Source organism: Parafrankia soli (assembly GCF_001854695.1).
Classification (GTDB): domain Bacteria; phylum Actinomycetota; class Actinomycetes; order Frankiales; family Frankiaceae; genus Parafrankia; species Parafrankia soli.
The window spans coordinates 1-16,954 of the sequence record NZ_MAXA01000014.1; the positions used below are offsets into that span (position 1 = coordinate 1).

General features: G+C 72.2%; 12 protein-coding genes, 1 tRNA gene, 1 other RNA gene and 1 pseudogene. 7 read left to right on the plus strand and 8 right to left on the minus strand.

Annotation, left to right across the window (positions count from 1 at the left end; translation table 11 throughout):
- Positions 1–71: 71 nt before the first annotated feature.
- The 5 genes from BBK14_RS03015 to BBK14_RS34485 all read right to left on the minus strand — a co-directional run bounded on the left by BBK14_RS03015 (position 72) and on the right by BBK14_RS34485 (position 5,409).
- Positions 72–2,225 (minus strand): FtsK/SpoIIIE domain-containing protein, encoded by a 2,154-nt coding sequence (locus BBK14_RS03015; protein ID WP_071059694.1) that lies wholly within the window; start codon positions 2,223–2,225, stop codon positions 72–74.
- On the minus strand, positions 2,222–2,566 hold the full coding sequence (locus BBK14_RS03020; RefSeq protein WP_071059695.1) for a hypothetical protein: 345 nt from the start codon (positions 2,564–2,566) through the stop codon (positions 2,222–2,224). Before BBK14_RS03020 ends, BBK14_RS03015 begins: the two co-directional genes overlap by 4 nt.
- A gap of 326 nt (positions 2,567–2,892) precedes the next feature.
- Positions 2,893–4,680 carry a DnaB-like helicase N-terminal domain-containing protein gene (locus BBK14_RS03025; protein WP_241831097.1) on the minus strand — a complete coding sequence of 596 codons (1,788 nt, stop codon included), beginning with the start codon at positions 4,678–4,680 and terminating at the stop codon, positions 2,893–2,895.
- Between the two features lie 2 nt (positions 4,681–4,682).
- Entirely contained in the window at positions 4,683–5,045 is a 363-nt protein-coding gene (locus BBK14_RS03030) for a hypothetical protein (RefSeq protein WP_071059697.1), read from the minus strand.
- 193 nt (positions 5,046–5,238) lie between these two features.
- Positions 5,239–5,409 carry a helix-turn-helix transcriptional regulator gene (locus BBK14_RS34485; RefSeq protein ID WP_241831078.1) on the minus strand — a complete coding sequence of 57 codons (171 nt, stop codon included), beginning with the start codon at positions 5,407–5,409 and terminating at the stop codon, positions 5,239–5,241.
- Positions 5,410–5,584: 175 nt separating this feature from the next.
- Here BBK14_RS34485 and BBK14_RS03035 point away from each other — a divergent pair, with 175 nt between their 5' ends.
- Both BBK14_RS03035 and BBK14_RS34490 read left to right on the plus strand, forming a co-directional pair.
- A complete protein-coding gene (locus tag BBK14_RS03035; protein ID WP_116429975.1) occupies positions 5,585–6,220 on the plus strand; it encodes a helix-turn-helix domain-containing protein in 636 nt (211 codons plus the stop codon).
- Positions 6,217–7,566, plus strand: a pseudogene (locus BBK14_RS34490) (site-specific integrase); the annotation flags it as partial. The gene BBK14_RS03035 and the pseudogene BBK14_RS34490, both read left to right, overlap by 4 nt.
- A 237-nt stretch (positions 7,567–7,803) precedes the next feature.
- Here the strand turns inward: BBK14_RS34490 and BBK14_RS03040 are convergent.
- Positions 7,804–7,888: transfer RNA gene (locus BBK14_RS03040), tRNA-Ser, on the minus strand.
- Between the two features lie 116 nt (positions 7,889–8,004).
- Here BBK14_RS03040 and ffs point away from each other — a divergent pair.
- The 4 genes from ffs to recR all read left to right on the plus strand — a co-directional run bounded on the left by ffs (position 8,005) and on the right by recR (position 11,913).
- Positions 8,005–8,101: signal recognition particle sRNA small type (ffs, locus tag BBK14_RS03045), an RNA gene on the plus strand.
- Between the two features lie 36 nt (positions 8,102–8,137).
- On the plus strand, positions 8,138–10,729 hold the full coding sequence (locus BBK14_RS03050) for a DNA polymerase III subunit gamma and tau (protein ID WP_071059699.1): 2,592 nt from the start codon (positions 8,138–8,140) through the stop codon (positions 10,727–10,729).
- A 106-nt stretch (positions 10,730–10,835) separates the two neighbouring features.
- Complete coding sequence (locus BBK14_RS03055) at positions 10,836–11,300, plus strand: YbaB/EbfC family nucleoid-associated protein (RefSeq protein WP_071059807.1); 465 nt, start codon at positions 10,836–10,838, stop codon at positions 11,298–11,300.
- 13 nt (positions 11,301–11,313) lie between these two features.
- Positions 11,314–11,913, plus strand: coding sequence for a recombination mediator RecR (recR, locus tag BBK14_RS03060; RefSeq protein ID WP_020463975.1), 600 nt, complete (start codon positions 11,314–11,316; stop codon positions 11,911–11,913).
- A gap of 63 nt (positions 11,914–11,976) precedes the next feature.
- Here the strand turns inward: recR and BBK14_RS03065 are convergent, their stop codons facing one another.
- Positions 11,977–12,564 carry a hypothetical protein gene (locus BBK14_RS03065; protein WP_112109023.1) on the minus strand — a complete coding sequence of 196 codons (588 nt, stop codon included), beginning with the start codon at positions 12,562–12,564 and terminating at the stop codon, positions 11,977–11,979.
- Between the two features lie 649 nt (positions 12,565–13,213).
- Here BBK14_RS03065 and BBK14_RS03070 point away from each other — a divergent pair.
- Positions 13,214–13,666, plus strand: a complete 453-nt coding sequence (locus tag BBK14_RS03070) for a hypothetical protein (RefSeq protein ID WP_071059700.1) — start codon at positions 13,214–13,216, stop codon at positions 13,664–13,666.
- Between the two features lie 114 nt (positions 13,667–13,780).
- On the opposite strand, the gene BBK14_RS03075 is transcribed toward BBK14_RS03070, so the two are convergent.
- Positions 13,781–16,828, minus strand: coding sequence for an AfsR/SARP family transcriptional regulator (locus BBK14_RS03075; RefSeq protein ID WP_241831079.1), 3,048 nt, complete (start codon positions 16,826–16,828; stop codon positions 13,781–13,783).
- Positions 16,829–16,954 lie beyond the last annotated feature (126 nt).

Here is a 16,954-nt window from a genome sequence, read left to right on the forward strand (position 1 = left end):
GGCAGGTGTCAACACGCCGTTACTACCCCACCTAACCAAGCCCTACTAGGGCCATCCCTAGGCCTAGAGCTCTAGGACCTAGACGCGACGGCCGCGCGCAGCGCCTCGCGGGTCACACCCGCCGCGTTCGTCGGCCGTCCCTTGACGCCGGCCGCCCACACCTGGTCGTCGACCTGCACACCGGCCGTGCGCAGGTACGCGCCGAGCTGCTGCGCCGTCCACGGCACCGCCCCAGTCGGGCCGTCGACGGTGTACCGGTCCGGCCAGGAATCGGCGAGCCGGGCTGCCAGGACCGCGAGGTGCGCTTTCTCGCCCTCGACGGCTTCGAGTGCGTGGCCGAGCAGGACCATCGGGCTGTGGTCGTCGACCTCGACCATCTCGCCGGTCGCTTGCCCGGACAGCGTGCCGGCGGCGGCCCGCAGCGCACGGGCCCGTTCGGCGACTCGCTCGGCGGCCGGGGCGTCGACGTAGGCGCCTCGGGCCACGATCGGGTCGTCCTCGACACCGGCCAGGTAGCAGACGCCTTTGTCCTTGCGGGTGAAGGTGTACGCCTGTACTCCGCGGGCCGACATCCCGGTGCCCAGGATCATGTTGTTCTCCAGGTGGCCGCCGACCCGTAGGCACAGCCGGATGCCCATGTTCGCCGAGATATCGAGCGGCAGACTTTCTTTGGTGGGGCGCTGCGTTGCGAGCGCGAGCATGATCCCCATGGCGGGACCGCGCTTCATGATGGCCACGCACAGCTCCGTCGCTTCCTCCTTGAGCTCCTTGTGTCCGAACAGTTCCTGGCACTCGTCGATCGCCAGCACGAGCGGCTGTAGACCGCCGACCCTCCGGGACAGCTCCGGGGTCACCTTGTTCTCCGGRCATACCTGCTTCGGCAGGCCCCGGATCAGGTCCGAGCGGCGTTCCAGCTCGGCGTACACCTCCCGCAGCCCCTCCATGCACGCCTCCAACGCGGGCGTGCCGGCCCCGGAGGCATACCGGTGCGCGACCTGCTCGCCGGGCGACGACAGGTCCCCGGTGCCCTTCAGCTCGTAGATGTAGAGCTTCACGAACGGGTCGAGCGCGGCGGCCAGGAGCAGCACCCGCAGCGCCATCGTCTTGCCGTACCGGGGCATCGCGCCAATCAGAATGCTGTCGAAGATCAGCGGTATCGACACCGGCCGCAACCGCTGATCGAACCCGAACGGCAACGGCTCGAAAATGTTCGCCGTGCCCCGGTGCAACAGCGGCCACTCCGGGGCTTTCGACCGGGCGAGCGTCTCCCGACCCACCCACAGCACCATCCGGCCGGGATGCGCCTCGGTCTCCGGCTCCGGCCACACCGCGCCCAGCGGACGGCGGAGCCCCGACGCGAGCTTGTCGCGCTTCTCCGCGACCTCGGCGACGGTCACCCCGTAGGGAAGGTCGAACTCGGCCCGCCAACCTGGCCCGTCGACCTGGATCGGCGCGACCCACTCCAACCCCTTCTCGCTGATCTGCTTAGCGATGGTCGCCGGCAGCCCGCACGCCGCAAGCGCACGTTCCACGACGTCGCTGGTCAGCTTCGGCGCATACCCGGACCCGGTGACGGGGCTGTCCAGGATCGGCCGGTCCCGGCGCCGCCCGACAGCGCCCAAGGCCAGCACCCCGGCCGTCGTCGTCAGCCCGAACAGAGCCGGCTCGTAGGCGTAGAGCAGGCCCTCACCGACCCCGCTGGCGAGCAGCGCGGCACCGGTCACCGGCGCCCGGCGCTTGACCCGCTCGTCGCGCTGCCGGGACAACGCCAGGTACACCGGGCTGTCGGCCCGGTCGGTGCCCTGAAGGCGCTCCCGCCCCTCGACGTCGCCCGTCCACCGCACCAGGGCCCGGACCGTGCGCGCAGCACCGCGGGGACTGCCCGCCGCGAGACGACCGGCGTACAGGTGCGTGCGAGCCGCGTGGAACGCGATCGGGTGCAACGCCTCCTCGACGGCCCACCACGTCGCCCGGCGAAGCTGGCGGACGTCGCGTACCCACGGTGCGATGACCGGCCGGCGGACTGTGGGCATCTCCCACGGCCGGGGCTCGCTGGCCGGGTCGCTCGGCTGGTCGACCGTGACCGGCTCGTGCTCCTCGACCTCGACCGCCGTTGGCTCGGCGGCTACCGGCGCAGCTTGCGGCTTCGGGGTGGGGTCCGGCGCCTGTACGGGGGCGGCACACGGGCCGGGGACGAGGAGCCCTTCGTGCGTCTGCGCGCTCACAGCCGGCCCTCCGCCCGCGCGGCCTGGTCGAAGGCGAGCAGGTACCGGAGGTTCTCCGCCACCCAGTCGACGTCACCGCGGACCAACCCGCCCACGATCGAACCGAGCCGGGACGAGGCGGATATCCCGAGCAACATCTCCCCGGAGAAGCTGGGGAGGCGGGCGAGCCGGGCCCGCGCCTGGTCCAGCTCGCCCGGAGTGGGGACGAGCAGCTCAGCGGGGATACCGGCCGTGTACCGGCGTGCGCCCGGCTCGACGGCAGGCCGGGCCAGGGCCGGCGGGTTGCCGGCCGGGTGGGGGCTTGCCGGCCTGCCGGCGCCCGTGGGTGGAATGCTGCGCATGGGTCCTGCTCCTTGTCTGACAAGGGGTGGGGTCAAGGGCCGGGCCGGCGCTGAGATCGCCGGACCCGGCCCGCTTACATTGCGTGACCGTTCTGGTCGGGGTCAGGGGTGGTACGCAGTGCCCCATCCACCGGGGCTCGTAGACGCCGGTGGACAGGTGGACGCCCCGTCGTCAGGGCTGACCGCGAAGGGGTGGCCGCCACCCCTTGCGGGGAGAACAGCGGATGATCGACAGATAGAAGATGCTGCGGTACAGGGACTCTTTGTTCACCGGAGGGGTGCTGAGAGGCCCCGAGGGATGGACGGCGTCCACCCCTGTCCACCCCTTAGCCGAGGGTGGCCCGGCGGCGGTACTGCCGCCCGGGCTGACCGTTGTATTCGATCTCTTCCGACTTGACCTCGCCATGAGCGATCAGCCGGCCGATCGCMTCGTCGAAGTAGTCACGGTGACGACGTGTAGCCGTACGCAGATCCGAATGAGAGAGCCAGCCGGTTTCCCGCCCGAGACGATCCGAGATCGCCCGGCATGCCTTCCGCACCCGGTCCTCATCGGTCCGATCCGCAACGATCACCGAACGCTCGGCGCTGGCCACGGCACGAGCCTGGTTCCGCGCCGAGTCGGCCTCCCGCAGCTTCTCGACCACCAACGCGCGTGTCCGATCCGACACGGCCATCACGGCCCCGGCCAGCTCCCAGTCCTCGTCAGTCACCTGGGTATGACCGTCGAGGAGACCGAGCGCCGCGGCCACCTTCAACCGGCAGAGCAGCGCGTGGCCGTCGAGCGCGTCACCCTCGCCTCGCTGTCGCTGGATATACGCCCGCCTGATCATCGATACGGCTGTGGGGCAGACGTCGAGCACATACCGGCCGGGGGCAAAACCCGGAGCTTCGGTCGTCCACTCGGGCACTTTCCAGGCACGCGGCTTGGGAGTCGACGGAGTCTCGTCGGGAATCGTCGGATCGGTCCCCGGTAGCCACAGGAACCGCTGAGGAGTTCCCCCCGATGCCTCTTTACCCGCCAGCAGCGGACCGGCGTTCTCGGGCTGTACCCCTACGACCAGACCTAGCCGGTAGGTGTGATTGCCAGTTCTCAGCGGCTCACCGCGGTTGAGCGCACCCAGAGACTCGCCCATCCACGCTTCCCGCAACGTGGACATGATTGTCGCACCCTGGCGCTCCTTGAGAGCGCCAAGCCGGTCGACCTCGTTGACGACGACAATCGCCGTCGTTGTGTGCAGGTCGATCGCCGGCTTGCCATCGTCACCCGCCTTGTAGCGGACGAATACGCTGGCGAGCCCTTCCCCGGTGCCGATGGGCCATGGCGTTACCTCGTCCGGCAACGTGTAGGCCTCCTGGGCTGCACCCATCGCCGCTCCCTTGCCGTTCCCCGACCGCGCGACGATCGCCAGGAAAAGGTTCAGCGAAGCGCAGCTACCGATGATGGGAGGCAGGACGTACTTCGGGTCCATCTGGGACAGCACCCGGACGAGAACGGCGCCGAGTGTGGCCCACGGCGATGCCATCCGGCCGCGGGCGAACGCCCGCACATGGGTTAGCGACGGCCGCGCCTCCCAGAACGCAGTCTCGTCGGCTTGTGTCAGCGTGGTGGCGGGCCTTCCCGCGGCCTGTCCCTCCCGCTCGATGAGCCCGCCGAGTTTTGACGCCGCCTCCTTCACCGCCTCGGCAGGGTCCCTGCCGTTGTCCAGCGCGGCCCGTGCGGACACCAGCGCCTCCCGCGCCCGCCGGAGGTCGGCCGCTTTCCTGACCTGGTCGGCGAAGTGGCCCGCCATCCCTGGTGACGGTGCGGCTTCCTGCCAGGAATCGAGGTCAGCGAAGGAGATCCCGTACCCGGGTGTGGCATATTCCGCTTTCGCACGCTTTCCGAGCTCGACCAGTACCGATTGCCGGTCGACCGAAGATCCTCTATTTGCAAGATCGCAGATAGTCGTGAAGGTGATCCCGTGCGCCGGAAGCGAAAAGTCCGCTTCCGTCAGACGGTCCTTCATGTCCTTTGCGGTAGCAGCGTCGATCATCATCAGACCGAGGACAACCCGCTCCGGGTCAACCTGCGGTGCCTTCATGGGGTCTTCCAGCTCCGGGAGGAGCGCCGTCATGGTCACCGGTTCGCCCTCCGGCGACTCAGGCGTCGCAGCTCGTGACCGTGTTCGCTGCGGCGGGAGCGCAACGGCCGGCCGGTCGCCGCGTGGAGCCGGACGCGGGCCGCGACGTCCGCGGGCAAAACCATGACCACCCCGGCGGCAACGAGCCGGGCCAGCACCCGGGGGAGCGCGACGGCCGGCCCGGTGAGCGTGCCTCCGAGGGCCACGCTCACGGCCTGCTCGGCACCTGCCCGGGGGTGGATCTGCGCTCGGGCGCTGTCGACGTGCACGATCGCGACGGGCGCCCTGACGGTGCAGGGGTGGATGGTGCTGCCGGCGGCGGTGTGCCACAGCTCATCGCCGGTTACTTGGGGCGTCACCGTAATGACTGGGGCGCCACAGGTTCCGCATACGAGCGGGACCTGCCGGCGGCTATCCTCTGGTCCTATGCAGCGTGGTGCGTAGCGAGYTGCATGGGACGAATGTAGGCTCAGCATAGGTCGATTTCCCCAATCCAGTGAATTTCGACCGGAACGGCGCCCCTGGCCGGGCGCCGTTCGTCGTTGTGGGCATTCATGCGGGGACGAGCGACGAGCCGCCTCCGATGCCGAGAGCAGCGCGCAGTGGCGCTGTCGGCACCGTGTACTGGCCTCCGGTTCGGATGACCGGTACGGGGAATTCCCCTGCCCTGGCGAGCTGGTATGCCTTGCTCCGGCTGAAGCCGAGGATCTCGCTCGCCGTCACCAGGTCCGTCTGGACTCCCAGCGCAAGGACCTCAGATTCGGTCCAACGGCGACGGATTGCCGCTTTCTTCACAGTCACGACAAGTCTCCCGGGTGGATACTCAGAGAAGTTGATCCGCGTCAGAGAGTGCCATCACGTGCTGCTCCGTGTCAACGATCAGCTACAGTCTGCTGTCATGACAGAAGATGAGCGGCGCGTCTCTGCTGCCATGGCAGAAGAGGATTGGCGCCAGCGGCAGACAACGATGGTCATCGGCGAGGTCCGACGGCACCGCCAGGCGCAAGACATGAGTGCGGCCGAGCTTTCGGACGCCTGCGCTCGACTCGGCCTGCCGGTACACCGATCCGTGATCGCCAACCTGGAGGGTGGGCGCCGCGGGTCCGTGACGATCGCCGAGCTGATCGCGTTCGCCGCCGCGCTGGATGTCGCACCGGCGCAGCTCCTATGCCCGGTGGGTTACGCCGACGAAGTCGAGATGCCGCCAGGACGAATCCGCCCGACGTGGGATGCCTTCGAATGGATCACCGGCGCATGCCCTGAACAGACGGAAACGCCCGTCGCCCATTACCGGAAGTACTACCTGTATCTACGTGAGGAGCGGGAGGCGCAGCAGCGCGCCGACGAGCAGGAACACCGGGCCGGCCATCTGCCCGCCGGGCCCCTACAGGACGCCGTACGCGCGACCGCCACGGCAGAACGGGGCAGGGCGCAGGCGATACGCACCGCGCTCGACGTCCTTCGAAAGGACATGATCTCGGCGGGGTTTCTTCCACCTGCCGATCTACCGGACGAGGCAGGTACACCCGCATGAAGATCAAAACCGAGAAGCGGTGCGGGTGCCGCGGCGAAGACGGCAAGCAGCTCGGGAAGCAGTGCCCTCGACTTCGCCAGGTCGGACACGGCGCGTGGTCCTACCGGCTGCGGGTGCCTGATGATCTGGTCGCGCTCGTCGGCAAGCAGTACCTGCGCGGTTCCGGATATGCGAGCCGGGAGGAAGCCGAATCGGAGGGCGAGAAGGCGGTCACACGGGTACGCGCCGGGCAACAGGCCATCGGAGGGCTGACCGTCGGGACCTACCTCGACGAGCAGTGGCTACCCGGCAAGCGGAAGCTCCGGCCAACGACCCAACGGCGGTACGCCCAGTACATCCGCCTGCACATCAAGCCCTACCTCGGCGACGTCCCGCTCACCRCACTTCGCTCCCACCACATCGACACCGCGTATCGCCGCATCGAGGAGACGAACCCAGGCCGGCGCCGGCCGGTCGGCCCCGCGACCCTCAGCGACGTGCACGCCATGCTGAAATCTGCGCTGTCCGCCGCAGTGGTTCAACGGCTCATCTCGTTCAACCCGGCTGACGCGGTCGAGCTGCCGGAGTACTCAACGCCAGAAGTCGAGCCCTGGGAAGCCAAGGAGGTCGGCGCGTTCCTGGACGCGGCCGCCACCGACCGGCACGCCGCGATGTGGGAACTGATCGCCATCCACGGTGTGCGCCGGGGTGAGGCGTGCGGGGCGAGGTGGACCGGCCTGGACGCCGTGCTCGGCGTACTCGCGATCACACAGCAGATCACCGACGCCAATGGCGTGATCGGGGTGTGGCCACCGAAGACACGCAGCGGCCGACGGAAGGTCCACCTCGACGGCGCCACGCTCGGTTCTCTACTGGCACACAGGCTCGCCCAGGATGCCGAGCGGGGGCTGTTCGGGTCGGGGTGGTCGAACGGCACCCTTCCTGACCAGCACGGCACACAGGTGGCACTGTCGGGTCTGATGTTCACCGAGCCGGACGGGCGATACCTGCGACCGCGGGACGTGACTCGGCGGATGCAGCAGATCGCCCGACAGGCCGGGCTGTGCACAACCGTGCGGGTCGACGCCGAGGCAGGGACAGTCGAGCTCGTCGCCGGGGTCCGCTACTGCGATCCAGCCGGGGTGTGGCAGTTGTACAGGGACCGGGAGCCCATCGGCGAGATAGTGATCGAACGTGCCCAGGGGTTGAGCGGCACGCGGGCGCGGCTGTTCCTCGCTGAGCCTCTCCCCGTGGCGGTGCGGGTGGGCGACGAGATCGGGCGGAGTCTGCTGTCCCGGCGCCGGTTGCACGATCTGCGGCACAGCAGTGCGTCAATCCACCTCGCCGAGGGGGTCGACATCACGCTGGTATCGAAGCGGTTGGGGCACAGCTCGACGGCCATCACAGGGAACCTGTACACGCATCTGCTGCGGTCGTCCGGGTCGCAGACCGCGGAAACGGTTGCTGCCGCGATCCCCCGGAAGCGTGCGAACATGCCCACACCGTGCCCACATGGATCATCGGGCGAGCCGGAAGCGACTCCGGACGGCGGAAATTCCTTGCGCAGCAAGGGGAACCGGTCGATCGTTCCCACGAGCAGACGGCGGAGGATGAGAGATTCGAACTCTCGAGGGGTTGCCCCCAACACGCTTTCCAAGCGTGCGCCCTAGGCCACTAGGCGAATCCTCCGTGGGGGAGCCTATCCGACGGCGGGCCCGAGTGGGGTCACCGGGGGCGCGAACGGGGTCACAGGCGGGCACCGGACCCTCCCGTCCCCGATCGCCGGCGGACCGCTAGACTGCCCAGCAGACCCCTCGTGCGGCGCTACCCTCGTGAACTCCCCCAGGGCCGGAAGGCAGCAAGGGTAAGCGGGCTCTGGCGGGTGTGCGGGGGGTCCTCCTCGTTCGGACGATCATCTCGAGCATCCGGAGCAGGCGAGTGAGCACAGCGCTGTACAACAGGTACCGCCCCGCGACGTTCGCCCAGGTTGTCGRCCAGGAGCACGTCACGGAGGCACTGGGGCACGCGCTGCGCTCCGGGCGGCTGCACCACGCCTACCTGTTCAGCGGCCCGCGCGGCTGCGGGAAGACCTCGTCCGCCCGGATCCTGGCGGCCTCCCTGAACTGCGAGAAGGGGCCGACCCCGGAGCCGTGCGGGGTGTGCGATCAGTGCGTCTCCATCCGCACCGGCTCCTCGATGGACGTCACCGAGATCGACGCCGCTTCGCACGGGCTCGTCGACGATGCCCGTGACCTGCGGGAACGCGCCTTCTTCGCGCCGGCGTCCGCCCGGTTCAAGGTGTTCGTGGTCGACGAGGCGCACATGGTCACGGCGGCGGCGTTCAACGCGCTGCTGAAGGTCGTCGAGGAGCCGCCGTCCTACCTGAAGTTCGTCTTCGCCACCACCGAGCCGGACAAGGTCATCGCGACGATCCGGTCCCGGACGCACCACTACGCCTTCCGTCTGGTGCCTCCTGGTGTGCTCCGCAAGCACCTGGAGTCGATCTGCGCGCAGGAAGGCGTGGTCGTCGAGCCGTCGGTGCTCCCGCTGGTGGTGCGGGCGGGCGCGGGCTCCGTCCGGGATTCGCTCTCCGTTCTCGACCAGCTTCTGGCCGGCGCCGRCGACGGCGGGCTCAGCTACGAGCGCGCGGTGGCGCTGTTGGGCATGACGGACGGCATCCTGCTCGACGAGACTGTGGACGCCCTCGCCGAACGCGACGGCGCCGCGCTGTTCACCGTGGTCGACAGTGTGGTCTCCTCCGGTCACGATCCACGCCGGTTCGCGACCGACCTGCTCGATCGGCTCCGTGATCTCATCGTGGTCGCCGCGGTGCCGGACGCGGTGGAACGCGGCCTGCTCGAGGCGTTCTCCACGGACCAGGTGGACCGGATGCGCGCCCAGGCCGGCCGGATCGGGCCGGTCGAGCTCTCCCGGACGGCCGACGTCCTGCACGCGGGTCTGGTCGAGATGCGCGGGACGGCGAGCCCACGGCTGTTGCTGGAGCTGATCCTCGCCCGCGCCCTCCTCCCGGGCGCCGCCGGGGATCCGGCCGCGCTCGCCGTCCGGCTCGAGCGGCTGGAGCGCCGAGCGGTGGTCGGCGGCGGAGCCGGTGCCGGCACGGCCCCGGCCGGCGGCGCCGAGGTCGGTGGTGCGACGCCCGCCGACGCGAGGTTCGGTGGCGCCCGGCCCGCTGACGGGGGGCCCGGCGGCACGGGGTTCGGTGGCGCCGCTGACGGCGCTCACGGGCAGGCCGCGGGCCGCGAGGTTCCTCGCGGCGCGAATGGTTCCGGGGCCGGTGTCACCGCCGCCCCGACGGCCGGGGATACCGGCCCGCGGATGCCCGCGCCGGCCGTGGCCGCGGCACACGCCCCGGCGCCGGCGGCGCACACCCAGGCGGCCCGGCCGGCTTCGGCCGCACGGCCCACGATGCCGGCTGCCGCGGCCACCGGCGGGGGCAGGCTCGACGCGGCGGCCCTGAACGCCCGCTGGGACGAGGTGCTCGCGCTCGCCGTCCAGCGCAGCCGGCGCACCCACGCGATCCTCAAGGACTACGCCTCGGTCGCCGAGGTCCGCGGGGACGAGGTCGTCCTCGCCTTCTCCGCACCGGCCATGGCGAAGATGTTCGGCCAGGGGAACAACGTCGAGATCCTCGCAACCCTGCTGGCTGAGAAGTTCGGTGGGACATGGCGGGTCACGATCGGCGGTGGCCCCGGGTCCTCGGGAGGCCGTCCCCAGGCACCGCGCGGGGGGCCCGGCAGCGGCGGGCCGGGCGGCTATGGCGGTCCCAGTGGCCCGGGCGGGTCGGGTGGTCAGAGCGGTCCGGGTGGCGGCCAGCGGGGGCCGGCCGAGCAGGCCGGTGGCGGCTGGTCCGCGGAGGCGGTGGCCCCGCAGCGGCCCAGCGGTTATCCGGTGAACGCGGGCGCTCCCGGCGGCTGGTCCGCGGCGGGAGCCGTCGAGAGCCACGGCTCGGCAGCCCCAGGGGCCGCCCTCCCGGCTTCCTCCATTCCCTCAGGTGTCCCCGCTCCCTCAGGTGTCTCCGCCGCGCCGGCGTCCATGGCGTACGCCGGGTCCTCCGGCCCAGCGGCGCAGGACGGCCTCCCCCGCCCGCCGGCCGGCCTCCACTCGGCGACGGCCACAGCCAGCCTGGGAAACGCGAGCGTGAGCAGCGCGGCCGCGGGGGCCGGTGTGGGCTCCACCGCCGTCGCCGCCCCCCGCCCGGGCACCGCGGAGGCCGGGCTCGCCGCGGCGCGGGCGGCGGTGAGCGCAAGAACCGGCCTCAACGGCTCCACTCGGACGTCGACCGGTCCCGGTGGGGGACCGAGAGCGGCGGGTGCGGCGGGCGCGGCGCGGGCGGGGGGTGCCCCCGTGGCGGCGGCGTCGATGTCCGCCACGGACACCGCGCCGGACGAGGTCTCGCTCGACGACGAGGACGCGCCGACCCAGCTCGGCGGGGCCCGGGGCGGCGAGGACGCGGCCGTGGCCCTGCTCCGCACGAGTCTGGGCGCGACGGTGATCGAGCAGTCCGGCTGACGGACGAACGCCGGTGGGTGACCGAGCGGGCCGGGTGGGCGGTTCGGGTGGGCAGTACGGGTGGCTGACGCCGGTTCGGGGCCCGGCGGCACGTAGGCTCATGGTCATGTCGAACCCGCAGATCCCCGCTGGTGGCGGGGCCAACCTGGGGCAGATCCTCGAGCAGGCGCAGCGGATGCAGTCCGCCCTGTTCACCGCCCAGCAGGAGCTGGCCGAGGCCCGGGTCGAAGGCTCGGCCGGTGGCGAGCTCGTCGTCGCGACGGTGAACGGCGGCGGTGAGCTGGTCGACCTCGTGATCAAGCCCGAGGCCGTGGACCCCGAGGACACCGAGACCCTCGCCGATCTCATCCTCGCGGCGGTGCGTGACGCCACCACCAACGCGCACCGGCTCGCGGCCGAGAAGATGAACGCGGCGACCGGCGGTCTCGGTGGCGCGCTCGGCGGTCTCGGTGGCGCCGTCGGAGGGCTCGGCGGGCCGGCCGGTGGCGCGGTCGGCGGTGGTCCCGGCGCGGCCCGGGCGCTGCCGGGTGGCGGGGCGCTGGGCGGCCTGGGTATTCCCGGGCTCGGCTGAGTCAGCCGGCGCCGTGTACGAGGGCATCGTCCAGGATGTGATCGACGAGCTGGGGCAGCTCCCGGGGATCGGTCCCAAGAGCGCGCAGCGCATCGCGTTCCATCTGCTCGCCGCGGACCCGGCCGATGTCCGCCGGCTCGCCAGCGCGTTGACCGAGCTGAAGGAAAAGGTTCGGTTCTGCCGGATCTGCTTCAACGTGGCCCAGTCAGAGCTGTGCCGGATCTGTTCCGACCCGCGGCGTGATCCAACGTCCATCTGCGTGGTCGAGGAGTCGAAGGACGTCGTCGCGATCGAGCGGACCCGTGAGTTCCGCGGCAAGTACCACGTCCTCGGCGGGGCCATCAATCCGATCGGCGGTGTGGGGCCGGACGACCTGCACATCCGCGAACTGGTGGCCCGCCTCGCCGACGGGACCGTCACCGAGATCATCCTGGCGACGGATCCGAACACCGAGGGCGAGGTGACGGCGTCCTACCTGGCCCGCCAGATCGGCCCGATGGGCCTGACCGTCACCCGCCTGGCGAGCGGGCTGCCGATGGGCGGCGATCTGGAGTGGGCCGACGAGGTCACGCTCGGCCGCGCCTTCGAGGGCCGGCGGATCGTCAGCGCCTGACCGAGGGGCCGAGCGGGCGGGCCGGGCCCGGCCCGCCCGGCCCCGGCTCGGCCCGCCGCTGTGTCAGAACCCCAGGATCGGGGCGTAGGCGGAACTGGGGATGGACGCGAGCGTCAGCAGCACGACGCTCATGTCCAGCGAGTCCGCCACCGGCTCGAACTCCGCGTGTAGCCCTCTGGTGGCGTAGACGAGGACACCGGAGTCGCGCATCACGCGCACGCCGAACAAATGAGTGGCGCGTACCCACCACACCCGTCCGCCGGCGCGGATCCGCACCTGCCGCGCGTCGCGGCTCAGGCCCGTCGTGAGCCGCTGGAGGCGCCCGGAGGGAAGCCCGGGCTGGTCCAGGTAGCCGACGATGTCGCCGGACGGGCCGTGCACGATGATCCGGGCCGGGCTGCCGGGCGGCCCGGGCTCAACCAGGCTCATCTCCGCGGAGATCTCCTGCTCCCAGGGGAGCATCTCGGCGGCCCAGATGCGTTCTCCGCGCAGAATCCGCTTGCCCAGCGTGCCGCCGTCGGGATGGCCGCGCGGCAGCAGCCCGCCGACGACACGGCCGGCGCCCTCTATCCGCCAGGCAACCGAGACGATCGCCCCCGCGGGGGTGTCCGGGTATTCGACTGCCGTCGCGAGGGAGTCGGTCACACGCATATGCGAGATCCGCCTAGACATCCCGGCCGGGGGCGGCCGGGACGCCGGTGGCACGGACGGCGGCGTGCGGATCGGGAGGCCCCGGCAGCGGGGTGGCGACACCAGCGCCCACCGCTGCCCGGCTCGGGCGGGGTCGTGGATGGGGCCGGGACGGCACCGGAAGCGCCCGGCCATAGGATGGTGTGCAGATGCCAGTGCACGCACGCCTGCGGCTGCACGTGCTGGTGCCGGTGAGCACACGTCTGCGAGGGATGGCCGTCACGCCTCACCTTCCGACCCCCGGCCCTGTCACTGGCCCGGTCAACCCGCCATCTTCGATTTGTCCAGTCACACCGTGTCGACCATGCCGGCCCGGTACAAGCTGGAGTTCCAGCCACAGATACCACACCACTGCGCTATGCATGCAGATGCTACGTGCCGTGCGGACTGTCCGGAGTCCAACGGGCACAACTTTCCCGACAGTCTCAGGCCACGGCGCCGCGGCTCGGCGGGCGGGGGCGTGTGGACGCACCCCGGAGCAGCGCCCGCCGGACCCCGGCATGGCACCCGGCGGACCCCGGTGCGGCGCCCGCCGGGGCCGGGGACAAGGTGGAACCATGCCTGGGAACCAGGCCAGTACCCGTCTCGACCAGGTGAGCAGGAGCGGCCAATGATCATCAGTTCGCATGTCGGTGCCGGCGCGTTCGTCGGTATGGCCGTGCCCAGGCTGGGGCCGGCGCTGGCCGCGGGCTTCCTCTCCCACCTCGTGATGGACGCGCTGCCGCACTGGGGCACCGGGCCCGGCACCGAGTCCGAATGGCTGCCGATCGCCCGCAAGGACGGCGTGGCCGGCCTCGCCGCGATGGCGCTGCTGACGGCCGCGGCGCCGGCGGACCGCCGGATCGGGGTGCTCGCCGGCATGGTCGGCGCCTGCCTGCCCGACACCGACAAGGTGGGCCGTTACTTCGTCGGTTCGAGCCCCTGGCCCGCCCGTTTCGACCGGTTCCACGAGGCGATCCAGAACGAGGCCCGGCACCGGCTGCCCCGGGAGGTCGCGACCGCCGCCGCCCTCACCGCCGCCGGCACCCTCGCCCTGCGCCTGCTCGCAGCCCGCCCCCGCTGACCCGACGCACCCACGACACGCCTACCGGCTCTGTGAAGCCGAGCCAGGCCCCTGCCAGGGCAGGCGGAACGATGTGTGGCGGGTGAGGGGGTCCATGGACGTCTGTGGACCCGCTCAGCCGCCGCGGATCTCCGCGGTGATGTCAGCCAGGTCGTCGAGGGCTGTCTCGGTGGCGGCGATGACGGTGCGGGTGGCTCCGGCGGCGCGTTCGGCGGTGGCGGCGGCGAAGCCGAGGGCGTCGTCCACCCAGCTGTCGGCTCCCGCGAGCATCGCGGCCTCCGCGCCGTAGCTCGGCTTGACCGCCTGCGAGGTGACGGCGCCGAGCAGCCGCGCCGCCGGCCGCGGCCGGCCGAGGCGTTGGAAGAGCACGACGAGGTTACGCAACGTTGTCAGCAGGTGGGTCAGCGCATACTGGTCGCGCCAGTGTCGCAGCACCTGCGCGAAAGCCTCGACGGCCTGCTGCGGGTCACCGCAGCGGGCCCGGACGGACACCGCGGACACCCGTGCCACCCCGCCCAGGTAGGGGTTGTCGACCGAATCCGCCAGGGCGACCGCGCGGTCGAGCAGCCGCAGGCAGCGGTCCGGGTCGCGGTCAAGGATCAGCTCGGCCTCGCCGTAGGCCAGCCAGCCGAGCTCGGACGGCGCGAGCGGCCCCGCGGGGGCCTGGCTGAGGGCGGCCCGGCCGTCCTCGGCGTGCCCCGCGTAGGCGTGCGCGATCGCCACGTTGAGCAGCCCGGCCACCTCGGCGTGCGGGTCGGCGCAGGACCGCGCCGCGGCGACGAGCTCCCAGCCGTGGTCGACGGCCTCGCCGATCCGGCCCTGGTAGGAGGCGGTGTCGCTGAGCAGTTCGAGCGGGAACCGGCGTTCGGGCGCGTCACCGGCGATCAGCCGTCCGCGCTGTGCACAGGCCACGGCGAGCTCGAGTTCACCGGCGCTGACGTACCAGCATGCCGCCGTGGCCAGGGTGGTCGCCGCGGCCCCCGCCGTCACGCCGGGTGGCAGGCCCGCGGCGAGATCCGACACCAGGTCCGCCAGCCGGTGGGGCTCGCCGCCCGGCGGCGGGTGCAGCCCGAGCGAGCGGACGAGTTCCACCGCGGCGTGCAACGGCTCGACCCGCAGCCGCGTCATCGCGAACACGTGCATGCCGGCCGCGATCTCCACGGCCAGCGGGGGATCTTCGCGCAGCGCCCATGTCTGGGCAGCGCGGGCCTCGACCATCAGGTCGGTGATCCGGCTGTGCCCCGCCGCTTCCCGCGGGGTGCGCAGGACCGCGTCCGCGGCCCGCACCTCGGCGAGGATGTACCGGGCGTGTTCCTGACGCAGCACGGCGTCGGACGCGCCGAGCTGCCGTCGCGCGTACTCGCGGATGATCTCCAGGAGCGAGTAGCGGGCCGGTACCCGGGACGGATCGACGACCACCAGCGACCGGGCCACCAGGGCGTCGAGCAGATCCAGCGTCTCCGGTTCGGGCAGGCCCGCCAGCGCGGCGACGTCCACGGGACTCACCGGGCCCGCGAACGCGCCCATGGTCCGCAGCATCGCGCGGTGCGGCGCGTCCAGCAGCGAGACCGACCAGCCGACCACGTCGGCGAGCGTGCGGTGGCGCGGCGTTCCCACCCGGCGGACGTCCCGGAGCAGGCCGAGGTGGTCCTCGAGCCGGTCGGCGAGCTCGGGCAGGGACATCGTGCCGCTGCGCGCGGCCGCCATCTCGATGCCGAGCGGCAGGCCGTCCAGCCTCCGGACGATGCGGTCGGCCGCCTCGAGGTCTCCGTCCGAGGCCGGTCCGGCCCCCGGAACCGGCGCCGGGCAGGCGGCTCGGACGCGGTCCCAGAACAGGGCGTGCGCGGGTGCGTCCGGGCCGTCGACGCGCAGCGGGCGTACCGGCCAGCAGTGCTCGCCGTCCACGCCGAGCAGCTCGCGGCTCGTCGCCAGCACGCGCACACCGCGACCGTTCTCGACCAGAGCCGATGCGACGGCGGCGGCCGCGGCCACCACGTGCTCGCAGTTGTCCAGGATCACGAGCGCGTCAAGCTCGGCGGCGGCTTCGAGGGCGGCACCGGCGTCGCCGTCGGCGCCGCGCATGCCCAGCGCGTCCGCGACGAACGCGGGGACGGCGGTCGGGTCGGCGACGGTCGCCAGCTCCACCATCAGGACGCCGTGCGGGAACCTGTCCGCGAGGCGGTCGGCGAGGTACAGCGCCAGCCGCGTCTTGCCGACCCCGCCCGGCCCGAACATGGTGACCAGCCGGGCCGACGCGAGCAGGTCGCAGACCGCGGCCGTGTCAGCCTCCCGGCCCAGCAGGGACGTGACGGGCCGGCGAGGCCGACGGCGCCGTCCCGAGCCAGCCGGCCCAGCCGGGCCGGCTGGGCCGGCTGGGCCGGCTGGGCCGGAACCTGTCGGCTCAGCCCTTTCAGGGGCGGGGGCCGCTGTGGGGGCGGCGGTGGGGGCTGCCGTGGACAGCGCCACGGCCTGGGCCGCGCGCAGCGCCGGGCCCGGTTCGAGGCCCACCTCCGCCAGGGCCGCGTGCGCCCGGCGGTAGGCGTCCGCGGCCTCGACGGCCCGCCCGGAACCGCTCAGCGCCCCGAGGAGGGTCCCCCAGGCGCCCTCCCGCCACGGGTACTCGGCGAGCAGTTCCTCCGCGGCACCGACCGCCTCGGCCGGGCGCCCGACCGCCAGCAGCAGCGCGGCCCGGGATTCGCGCGCCGCGCCGCGAGCCTCGCCGAGGCGCACCGCCACCGGTCGCAGCGCCGGGTCGTCGGTCAGCTCGCCGAAGGCCGGGCCCCGCCAGAGGGCGAGCGCGTCGTCCAACGCGGCGAGCCGCGCGGACGCGTCCTGGACCTGCCCGGACAGCCGCAGCAGACGCTCGAAGACGGCGATGTCGACCTGTTCCGGGGCGAGCCGCAGCGACCACCCGCCGGGATGGGTCGGCAGCGCGTCCCCGAGGACCCGGCGCAGCCTCGAGATGTAGGAGCGCAGCGTCGCCTCGGCCGACGGCGGCGGGGACTCCCCCCACACGGCATCGACCAGACGCGCGGGAGGCACCACGTCCCCCACGCGCGATCCGAGGATGGCCAGCAGCAGCCGCTGTGTGGGGCTGCCGATGGCGATCGGCAGCCCGGCGGCGTCCACCACGTCCACCGGGCCCAGCAGGCGCACGCGCACGAACCGATCATAGGAGTCCCATGGGTCCACAACCCGTCACACGCCGGACACGCCACCCCCGCGCTATCCCGCTGCAAGCCGGCCGCATCACTCCCGCAGTCCATACCCGGATGCTGAAGTCATCAC